The sequence below is a fragment of the uncultured Acidovorax sp. genome, assembly GCF_964021665.1.
In the GTDB taxonomy this organism is placed as follows: domain Bacteria; phylum Pseudomonadota; class Gammaproteobacteria; order Burkholderiales; family Burkholderiaceae_C; genus Acidovorax; species Acidovorax temperans.
Window position 1 is genome coordinate 1 of sequence record NZ_CAXIAK010000111.1, and the last position, 9817, is coordinate 9817.

At 66.8% G+C, this 9817-nt stretch carries 9 protein-coding genes and 1 pseudogene; 4 read left to right on the top strand and 6 right to left on the bottom strand.

Translation table 11 applies throughout. The features are described from left to right. On the bottom strand, positions 1-758 hold a 758-nt coding region (locus AADJ04_RS16360), incomplete at its 3' end, for a serine/threonine dehydratase (protein ID WP_341240260.1). 153 nt (positions 759-911) lie between these two features. Between AADJ04_RS16360 and AADJ04_RS16365 the strand changes: the two genes are divergently transcribed. Next, the gene (locus AADJ04_RS16365) at positions 912-1607 is read left to right on the top strand and encodes a CBS domain-containing protein (RefSeq protein ID WP_341240261.1); all 696 of its coding nucleotides are present in this window, start codon (positions 912-914) and stop codon (positions 1605-1607) included. A gap of 92 nt (positions 1608-1699) precedes the next feature. On the opposite strand, the gene ispH is transcribed toward AADJ04_RS16365, so the two are convergent. Continuing rightward, positions 1700-2695, bottom strand: coding sequence for a 4-hydroxy-3-methylbut-2-enyl diphosphate reductase (gene ispH, locus AADJ04_RS16370; RefSeq protein WP_341240262.1), 996 nt, complete (start codon positions 2693-2695; stop codon positions 1700-1702). Beyond that, positions 2695-3159: an FKBP-type peptidyl-prolyl cis-trans isomerase gene (locus tag AADJ04_RS16375; RefSeq protein ID WP_341240263.1), complete on the bottom strand. Its 465-nt coding sequence runs from the start codon at positions 3157-3159 to the stop codon at positions 2695-2697. The genes ispH and AADJ04_RS16375 overlap by 1 nt, the downstream gene beginning before the upstream one ends. 127 nt (positions 3160-3286) lie before the next feature. Between AADJ04_RS16375 and radC the strand changes: the two genes are divergently transcribed. The 3 genes and pseudogenes from radC to AADJ04_RS16390 all read left to right on the top strand — a co-directional run bounded on the left by radC (position 3287) and on the right by AADJ04_RS16390 (position 6153). Beyond that, positions 3287-4000 carry a DNA repair protein RadC gene (gene radC / locus AADJ04_RS16380; protein WP_044401896.1) on the top strand — a complete coding sequence of 238 codons (714 nt, stop codon included), beginning with the start codon at positions 3287-3289 and terminating at the stop codon, positions 3998-4000. Beyond that, positions 4000-5091, top strand: a pseudogene (locus tag AADJ04_RS16385) (esterase-like activity of phytase family protein); the annotation flags it as partial. The gene radC and the pseudogene AADJ04_RS16385, both read left to right, overlap by 1 nt. Positions 5092-5508: 417 nt before the next feature. Beyond that, positions 5509-6153 (top strand): Smr/MutS family protein, encoded by a 645-nt coding sequence (locus AADJ04_RS16390; RefSeq protein ID WP_341240266.1) that lies wholly within the window; start codon positions 5509-5511, stop codon positions 6151-6153. A 33-nt stretch (positions 6154-6186) separates the two neighbouring features. On the opposite strand, the gene AADJ04_RS16395 is transcribed toward AADJ04_RS16390, so the two are convergent. The 3 genes from AADJ04_RS16395 to AADJ04_RS16405 all read right to left on the bottom strand — a co-directional run bounded on the left by AADJ04_RS16395 (position 6187) and on the right by AADJ04_RS16405 (position 9493). Continuing rightward, the gene (locus tag AADJ04_RS16395) at positions 6187-6891 is read right to left on the bottom strand and encodes an ATP-binding protein (protein ID WP_341240264.1); all 705 of its coding nucleotides are present in this window, start codon (positions 6889-6891) and stop codon (positions 6187-6189) included. A 48-nt stretch (positions 6892-6939) separates the two neighbouring features. Further along, the gene (locus AADJ04_RS16400) at positions 6940-7254 is read right to left on the bottom strand and encodes a hypothetical protein (protein WP_341240265.1); all 315 of its coding nucleotides are present in this window, start codon (positions 7252-7254) and stop codon (positions 6940-6942) included. Positions 7255-7456: 202 nt separating this feature from the next. Next, a complete protein-coding gene (locus AADJ04_RS16405; RefSeq protein WP_066698871.1) occupies positions 7457-9493 on the bottom strand; it encodes a bifunctional 2',3'-cyclic-nucleotide 2'-phosphodiesterase/3'-nucleotidase in 2037 nt (678 codons plus the stop codon). Positions 9494-9817: the final 324 nt, after the last annotated feature.

Below are 9817 nucleotides of genomic sequence, written 5' to 3' on the forward strand. Positions count from 1 at the left end.
AGCAGGGCATCATGCACGTGGCGCTGGCTCACTTCCCAGGCGATGGCGCCTATGCGCTTGGCCCCCAGGGAATCGGCCGCGATGCCGCTGACAGCCACATCCACCGGCTGGCCCGCCGCACGCGCGGCATGCAGCGTGGGCGCACGCTCCGGCTCCAGCGACACCACATGGGCGCGGCTTTCCACCCAGGCCGCCACGCCGCCGATCAGGCCACCGCCGCCCACGCTGACAAGCAAGGTATTGGGCAAGCGGCCCGCTTGCTCTTCCACTTCCAGTGCCAAGGTGCCCGCCCCTGCCACCACCTCGGGCTGGTCATAGGCGTGGGCTTGCAGGGCGCCAGTGGCTTGCTGGCGGGCCACGCAGGCTTCATAAGCCTGGGCGTAGGCCGCGCCGGTGACGACCACCTCGGCCCCCAATGCACGCAGGCGGGCGCGTTTGGCTTCGGGCGACACCTCGGGCACAAACACCTCGCAGCGCACGCCCAGAGCCTGGGCCGCAGCCGCCACGGCAATACCGGCGTTGCCGCCCGAGGCGATGATCACACCGCTGTCGGGCACCGGATTGGCCAGCAAGCGGTACAGCATGCCGCGCGCCTTGAAGCTGCCGCCCACCTGCAAATGCTCCAGCTTGAGCCAGATCTCTGCACAGTCCACCCCCAGGGCGGCGCCGGGCAAACGCAGCAGCGGCGTGCTGCGCAAAAAATGCGGCTGCGAGGCCAGGCGCTGGCGGGCGGCAGAGATGGCGGCGCGGTCGATCATGCAAAAGGCTCCGTTGCAAAATGGCCTTGCAGTGTAGAGCGTGTCATCCCGTGCAAAGGGCTTGCACTGGCCCCGCAGGCTACAGCCCCACGCCCGCATGCCGATACCATGGAAACAGGGGTGGCGTGTGTGCGCAGCCCACAGGAGGTGGTGATGTTTTTTGTGTTCGGCCCTTCAGGCCAGATGTACCGAGGCGGGCCGGAGAACCTGAGCCAGATCGCTGCCGTGCGGCGCGTGGACCGCCCACAGGCCCTGCGCACGCGCGCACTTGATCTGGACCAGGACACTGCCACCACCCCAGCGCCCCTCTCGCGCGAACGTGCTCCGGTGGTCAACCTGCGTTTGCAGGACGCTGTGGCCGCTTACCTCCAGACCGGCCAAGGCCCCCAGAAGCGGCGCGAGCCCCTGACCCTGGTGCGGGATGTGATGAGCAACGACGCGCTGAGCGTGCCCCCCGACATGCGGGTCAACGATGCGTGGCAAACCCTGGCCGAGAGCCGGGTGGCCCAGGCCCCTGTGGTGGATGAGCGGGGCCGGGTCATCGGGTTGCTGCTGCGTGCCGACATGGCACCGCTGGACTTGCTGCCCGAGCCGGGAGCCGTGAAGGAAGCGATTGAGCTGGCCCGCAGGCCGGTGTCAGAAGTGATGTACAGCCCCGTGGCTGCGGTGGCCCCCGACACGGCCCTGCGCCGCGTAGCCGGGGTGCTGCTGGACACGGGCCTGCCAGGCCTGCCAGTGACGGACGAGGCGGGGGTGCTGATCGGGTTTATCTCCCGCACCGACATCCTGCGCGCCGTGGCGGCCGACCCGCCGCTGGACTTGTGGAGCGGGCCTGCGCCGCAGGGCTGAACCCCGCGTCGCAGCAACATTTAACGCCAAATAGGGCTCTAGCGCCCAACACATAAGCGCAAGCAGCTATCTATTCCATAGCAAACACCACATCAATGGGCGCCAGGGCCCGTTTCCGGGGTGCGCAGGGTGATCTCCAGCCCCGTGGCCGCGTCGATCTTGAGGCCCTTGGGCAGCGGGAACTTGATGGTCTCCTCAATGCCCGACATGGTGCGCACCGAGACGGCGCCCAGCGCCTTGATGCGGTCAATGACCTGTTGCACCAAAATTTCTGGCGCAGAGGCTCCCGCCGTCAGCCCCACCCGCACGGCGCCATCAAACCATTCGGTGCGCAGTTCGTCTGCGCTGTCCACCATGTAAGCCGCAGTGCCCAAGCGCGCTGCCAGTTCGCGCAGGCGGTTGCTGTTGGAGCTGGTGGGGCTGCCCACCACCACCAGCACATCCACCTGTGGGCTGAGCACCTTCACGGCGTCCTGGCGGTTTTGTGTGGCGTAGCAGATGTCTTGTTGCTTGGGCTCACGCACCGATGGGAAGCGCGCCCGCACGGCGGCCGTGATCTCGGCTGCGTCATCCACGCTCAGCGTGGTCTGGGTGACCACGGCCAGCTTTTCGGTCTGGCTGGGCTGCACGCGGGCCACATCGGCCACATCTTCCACCAGGTGAATGCCGTGGTCCAGCTGCCCCATGGTGCCTTCCACCTCGGGGTGGCCTTTGTGGCCAATCATGATGAATTCGTAGCCCTCTTTGGCGAGCTTGGCCACTTCCACATGCACCTTGGTAACCAGGGGGCAGGTGGCGTCAAAAATGCTGAAACCGCGTTGCGCGGCCTCTTGCTGCACCGCACGGCTCACGCCGTGGGCGCTGAACACCAGGGTAGCGCCGGGTGGCACATCCGACAGCTCTTCGATAAAGATCGCGCCCTTGGCCTTGAGGTCGTTGACCACATAGGTGTTGTGCACGATTTCATGGCGCACATAGATGGGCGCGCCAAACTTCTGAATGGCACGCTCGACGATCTCGATCGCGCGGTCCACCCCGGCGCAAAAGCCCCGGGGCTCGGCCAGCAGGATCTCTTGGGGCGCGCTCATCACAGGATACCGATGACGTGCACTTCAAACGTGACCGGCTGGCCCGCCAGCGGGTGGTTGAAGTCGAACAGCACGGCTCCATCGTCACGCACCTGCTGCACGGCGCCAGCGTAACTGCCCAGGCCGTCAGGCGTAGGGAACTGCACCACATCGCCCACGTTGTACTGTTCGTCAGGGTCGCCCAGTTCGTTGAGCAGCTTGCGGGCCACCCATTGCTGCATGTCGGCATTGCGCTCGCCAAAAGCCTCGCCCGCCGCCAGCTTAAAGCTGGTGCGCGTGCCTTCTGGCAAGCCCAGCAAGCGCTGTTCCATGGCGGGCGACAACTCACCCGTGCCCAGCGACAGCGTGGCAGGCTTGTCATTGAAGGTGTTGATCACGTCACCTGCAGGCCCGGCCAGGCGGTAGTGCAAAGTGAGGAAGGAGCCGGGCTGAACGGTGGGAAGTGGGGCAGCGGTAGTGGTCATGTAAGTCCCGATAAACTGCCGCGATTGTAGAAAACCGGGCAAACCCCTACTGGGGTGTACGCCCCGCCGCCCTGGCTGCCCCGTGCCGCCCCGGCAGCCCACCTGATTCCAAAGCCCCCCCTGCCCCATGGCCATCAAGAACCTGCCCACCGAAGCCCAGCCCCGCGAAAAACTGCTGGCCCGTGGCCCCGCAGCCCTGGCCGATGCAGAGCTGCTGGCCATCTTGCTGCGCACTGGCATCGTGGGCAAAGGCGTGTTGCAGATGGCGCAAGAGCTGCTGGACCCGCCCGTGCTGGACCCTGCCAGCGGCAAGGTCAGCGGCGGATTTGGCGGCATCGCAGGGCTGCTGCATGCCAGCACCAGCGACCTGGAACGCATCAAAGGCCTGGGCCCCGCCAAGCGCGCGGAGCTGGTGGCGGTGCTGGAACTGGCGCGCCGCGCCTTGGCCCAGCAGCTGCGTGAACGCGAGGTGTTCGACTCGCCCAACGCCGTCAAGCACTACCTGCAGCTGCACCTGGCCGCCAAGGGGCACGAAGTGTTTGCCGTGCTGTTTCTCGATGCGCAAAACCGCCTGCTGGCCATGGAAGAGCTGTTTCGCGGCACGCTCACGCAAACCAGCGTGTACCCGCGCGAGGTGGTGCTGCGCGCCCTGCACCACCAAGCTGCAGGCGTGGTGCTGGCGCACAACCACCCCAGCGGCAGCGTGCAACCCAGCCGGGCAGACGAAGCCCTCACGCAGACCTTGAAAACCACCCTGGCGCTGGTCGATGTGCGCGTACTCGACCATGTCATCGTCGCGCCCGGCCAGGCACTGTCGATGGCAGAAGAGGGACTGCTGTGATGCGCCTGTTGCACCACCCGCGGGCGCTGGTTGCCACACTGACAGCCGTCCTGGTGCTGGGGGGCTGTGCAGCGCCCAGGCAACTCTCTACAGGGAATGCCAATGCACCTGTCAGGCTGCTGGCACAGGCCCACATCGCCGCAGGCACCGAGGTGCTGGGCACCCCATGGGGCGGCATCTCGGGCATTGACTACGACGCCCAATCCGGTCAGTTCTGGCTCATCAGCGACGACCGCTCTGCCCAAGCACCTGCGCGCATCTACACCGCGCGCTGGTCGCCCGCGCAGCAGCCTACGCAACCGCCCCACATCACGGGCGTCTTCACGCTGCTCACCGAGCAAGGCCAGCCATTCCCATCGCCCCGTCAACGCGCTGGCTCAAACGCCGAGGTGCCCGACGCAGAAGCCATTCGCTGGCACGCGGGCCGCCAGCGCCTGTGGTGGACGAGCGAGGGCGACTGGGCACGCGGTGGCATCCCCCGTTTGCGCGAAGCACTGCCCACAGGGCAATCGGCGCGCAATATTCCCCTGCCACCGGCCTTCGCCCCCACGTTGCTGCCCCAGCGCACCGGCCCGCGCCCCAACGCCAGCCTGGAAGGGCTGGCCTTTTCTGACGACGGCTGCACCGCCTGGCTGGCAATGGAAATGGCGTGGGTACAAGATGGCCCCCGCCCCACCGTGCAGACCGCTGGTGGGCCCGTGCGCATCACCGCACTGGACGTGGCCACGGGCCAGGCGCTGCAGCAGCGGGCCTACACCCCGGACGCCGTTCCCCGCTCCCGCCGACTGCCCTGGGGCCCAGAAGTCAACGGCGTGAGCGAAATCCTGGCCGATGGCCCACACCACCTGCTGGTGCTGGAACGCGACTACAGCGCGGGCGCAGGCTTTGGCGCCCGACTGTACCGCGCCGACCTGCGCAGCGGCAGCGACACCCTGGGCGTACAGGCACTGCAGCCAGGCAACCACACCCCGCTGCAAAAGACCTTGCTGCTCGACTTTGCAACGCTGGGCCTTGCCACCGTGGACAACCTCGAAGGCATGACGTGGGCCGCGCCGCTACCCAGCGGCGAACGGGTGCTGGTGCTGGTGTCTGACGACAACTTCAATGCCGCGCAAAGCACGCAGTGGCTGGCCCTGGCCTATCCGCCCGCTGAGAGCGCTCCACCACAGCACAGCCCCGCCTGTGCGCCGCCCCCCCCCTGGAGCCCCCGCATGAATCGCCGCTATCCATCCGCACGGGCGCCGCTGCCCGGCGACACACCAAGCAGCCAGCCATCAGACAAACCGAGGCAAGAGCTGACCGGCGCGCTGGCAGCGGCCTTGGCTCGCACCTTGCGGCCCACCCAGCCCCCAACACCCGCGGCACCACCGCCTCCCCGTGCCGCACGCCGCGTGCCTGCCATTGCGTGGCAAGCCCCCAAACCCCGCACTGCACCCACGCCCAGGGCAGAAGGCACGCCCGCACCGCCCCCCAGACCACGCAAAGCGCCCAAGCCGCGCCGCCCCAGCGTGCGCGTGGACGGCCTGCAAGACCTGGCCACCATCACCCGCCAGTTGCGTGAGCAGCGCGAACGCGCCGAAGCCGACGAAAAAGCCCGGCGCGAAGCCGCTGCACGGCTGGAGGCAGAGCGCCAGCTGTTCAGCCGCGCCGTGGGGCAAGTGCACCCATTGACCGACCGCAACCTGGCGGAGCTGCCCACCACCCCACCCGAGCCCCTGCCGCTGCAGCACTGGCTGGACGAAGAACGGGTTTTGATGGAATCCATCAGCGACGACTTTGACGTGAGCAGCCTGCTCGACACCGACGACCAGCTCAGCTTTCGCCGCCCCGGCATCGGGGTGGAGATCACCCGCCGCCTGCGCTCTGGCCACTGGAGCATTCAGCGCCAACTGGACCTGCACGGCCTGCGCGTGGACGAAGCGCGCGAAGCGCTGGGCGAATTCATCCGCCACGCGCACAAGCTGGGCGTGCGCTGCGTGCGCGTGGTGCACGGCAAGGGCCTGGGTTCGCCCGGCAAAAGCCCGGTGCTCAAAGGCCGTGTGCAGAGCTGGCTGGTGCAAAAAAAGGAAGTGCTGGCTTTTGTGCAAGCCCGCCCCATCGACGGCGGCGCGGGGGCATTGCTGGTGCTGCTGCAGCCTGCCCGCAGCGCCTGACCCAGCCCCCAACGGGGCGCGGATTGCGGCTCGCTAGGCCTTGCGCGGGCGCTGCGCAGCCTGCACCCCAGGCAGCATCACGCGCACCGAAAGCCCTTTGAGCAAGGCGCTCTTGCCCAGGGACAACTCACCGCCGTAGGCCTGCACCATCTGCGTGGCAATGTGCAGCCCCAGCCCCGAGCCCTGCACCGAATCATCAAACCGCAAGCCGCGCTGGCCAGCGGCCTGCAACTGGTGGGGCGCCATGCCCGGCCCATCATCTTCAATCTGCAGCACCACTTGCGGCGGCTGGGCGGCATCGCCCTCTTCCATCGCCAGGCCAATGCGCACGGCCGAGGCGGCCCATTTGCCCGCGTTGTCCAGCAGATTACCCAGCACCTCTTCCAGATCCGTGCGCTCACCGCGCCACAGCGGGGTGGTGCCATCCTGCACCTGCAGCGTCCACTCCAATGCCTGATCAGCGTGCAACCGCTCCATCATGCGCACCACCTCGGCCACGCACTGGGCAATGTCTACGGGCTGGGCGGCCGTTGCGGGGTGCATGGCCGCCTGCATGTGCAGGGCATCGCTGAAGGTGCGTGCCTGGTAGCGGTCAATCACCTGCGCCATGGCCTGCACCTGCCGCTGCACATCGGCCGCAGGCACGGCGGCATCACTGCTGGCCTGGGCACTGAGCAAGGCCAGTGGCTTTTTAAGGGCATGGTTCAGGTCCGACGCATGCGCGCGGGCACGCGCCACCACGCGGGCGTTGTGCTCCCACAGACTGGCCAGCTCGGCCTGCAGGGGCTACAAGTCGCGGCCGGTGGGCGCTGCCAGCATGGCCTGCACATCCACCAGTGCGCCCTCCTGCGCGGCGCTGCTGGGGTTGCGGATGGTTGCCAACAAGGCCTCCAGCCGACGCAGCGGGGCCAGCCCCACCCGCACCTGCAGCCAGCACAGCGCCACCGCCAGCAAGACCAGCGCGGCACCCGCCAGGGCCAGGGTCTGGTCGATGCGCTGCAGGCTGGCCCAGGTGGCCGCGGCGGGGCCGTGCACCGTCAGGCGGACAGGCTGGGGCGGCTCGCCCGCCATGCCCAGCGCCAGCAACGGTACCACCGGCAAGGTGGTGCGCGAGAAGCTGGAGCGTTGAGCGTTTCAACCCGGCACTGCACCTTTTAAGCAAAAAGTGCCTCTCGCGCTTATCCAATAAGCGCTACCAGCTATCTTTTAAATAGCAAAGCCCGCCTGCTTCATCCCAGGCGGGCTTTTTTTCATGGCCCCGGCCGCGCCCACCTGCCGTGGGCTGCCGGTGCGCGTGCCGAAATTACTTCGACAAATCGACGCTGTACTTCGACGTGCCCTTGCCCGAACCGTCGTCTGCAGCTACCAGGCTCACATTGGTAAGGCCCGCAGCCTGCGCCACGCTGAGCGCGTTGGCACCCGAAGTGAACACCACAGGCCCGGCCACGGTGGCCTTGGCAAAGCGCCAGCTCTTGGCAGCGCCGTTGGCGGTGCGGCTCACGGCGGGGTTCTTGCGGATGTAGTCGATCACCACATCGCGGTTGGCATCGGGCGAGGCCCAGATGGTGCCCGAGCCGTCGAGCTTGTCGATGAAGCTCTTGCCACTGGTGGCGCGGTAGTTGTTGGTGGCGATCACGAACTCCTGCGCCACATCGATGGGCTTGCCCAGGTACGTCAGGTTCTTGATGCGGCTGCCCACGGGCTGGGTCACGTCAATTTCGTACTGCACGTCTGCCGTGGTGAACATGTCGAAGTTGTACCCAGGGAAGGTGCTGATGAGCTGCTGCTCCGTGGTCTTGGCGGGGTCGATCTGGTTGAAACGCTTGGCAGCGGCCTCGAGCCAGTTCTTGATGTCCGCGCCGTTCACCTTCACCGCATACACGGTGTTGGGGTACAGGTAGAGGTCGGCCGCGTTGTTGATGGCCAGCGGGCCCACCGCCACGTCGGTGTAGTCCGCCCCACCCTGGAAGCCGCTCTTGAACGGCGCGCTGACAGACAGCACGGGCAATGCAGCGTATTGCGGCAGGTTGGCCTTGATATAGGCCGCCACATAGGCTTGCTGCGCCTGGTTCACGATCTGGATCGCGCCGGGGTCGCCCACATCGGCAAACAGCGTGCTCATGCGGAAGTCGGTCTGGCCGATGGGCGTCTTCACGTACTTGATCGCGGCCTGGTGCTGCGTCTCGATCAGCGCAGCGATGGTGGCGTCGGGTTCTACGTACACGTTCGCGCCCGCTGCATTCTTGCTCTGGATGTTGCGCAGCTCGCTCTTGCTGGCAGTCTTGTTGACCACCCACTTGGCACCATCCCACTGCAGCGCCAGTTGCACCACGCCCAGGGCCTTGCCCCAGGAGCTGGCCATCACGGCGGGCACACCGTTGACGGTGCCCGCCTTGTGGTCCACGCCGGGCAGGTTGAAGCTGGGGGTGGCCGCCGTGTCGGGGAACACGCCGTGCTGGTGGCCCATCACCATCGCATCAATGCCCGCCACCTTCGACAGGTGCAGGCCGGGGTTTTCCATGGTGGGCGAGTAGGCCGCGCTATCGAGCCCGCCGTGCAACAGCGCCACCACAATGTCGGCGCCCTTGGCGCGCAGCTCGGGCACGTACTTGGTGGCCGACTCGACCGCGCCTTCGGTGTAGACCTTGCCTTCGAGGTAGCGCTTGTCCCAGTTCATGATGCCGGGGGTGGTGAAGCCGATCACGCCGATCTTGATGGGCAGCTTCACTTCCTTGCCATCGGTGCCCTTGGCCACCACCGTGCGCTCCAGCAGCGTGTAGGGCTGCACCAGCGGCTTCTTGGTCTTGCTGCTGTACACGTTGGCCAGTACGGCGGGGTAACCTGCGCCCGCGCATTTCTTGGTGGGGTCCACACCGTCCACGTCCAGCCCACCGCCCAGCACCTGGTTCAGGAAGGGCAGGCCGTAGTTGAACTCGTGGTTGCCCAGCGTGCCCGCGTCAAAACCCAGTGCGCCCATGGCCTTGTACATGGACAACTGCTGGGTGCAGGGGATGGGGCTGATGGTGGCTTCGTAATCGGCCAGTGCCGTGCCCTGGATGGTGTCGCCGTTGTCCACCAGCAGGGTGTTGGCGAATTCCTTGCGCGCCGCGCGCACCAGCGTGGCGGTGCGTTCAAAGCCGTAGGTCTTGTCTTCAGCGAGCTTGAAGTAGTCGTAGCTGCGCACATTGAAGTGCAGGTCTGTCGTCTCCAGCACGGCCAGCGTGGCTGTGGCACCGGCGTTGGCATTGCTGTCGCCATCGCTGCCGCCGCAAGCGGCCAGGGATGCAGCCAGCGCCACCACGCCCAGCGTGGCAGTGCGGCGCGACACATGCCCCAGCATGCCGGAGCCTGCGGAGCGGAAAACAGAGGTCTTGATCAACATGGGCAACCCAAGAAAAACAAAACCGCGAGCGTGGGAACCGCGTTTGACAGCGGTGTGACGGGTGTGTGGCACACGCCGCCCCGCGTCGTGCAGGGGACAGAGGCCTGAGAGCCTTTTCAAGATCTTTTCGGGGCTACCGCCCGCGCGTTACGCACGGACACCGTCAGCCACCACGGGCTGGGTTATCGTGCAGGCGCGGGCTCTGCACGCAGCCCTTCCATCCACTGAATCACTCAAGGAGCCTTTGCATGAAAAACTCTCTCTGGACCCTGGCAGGCACTT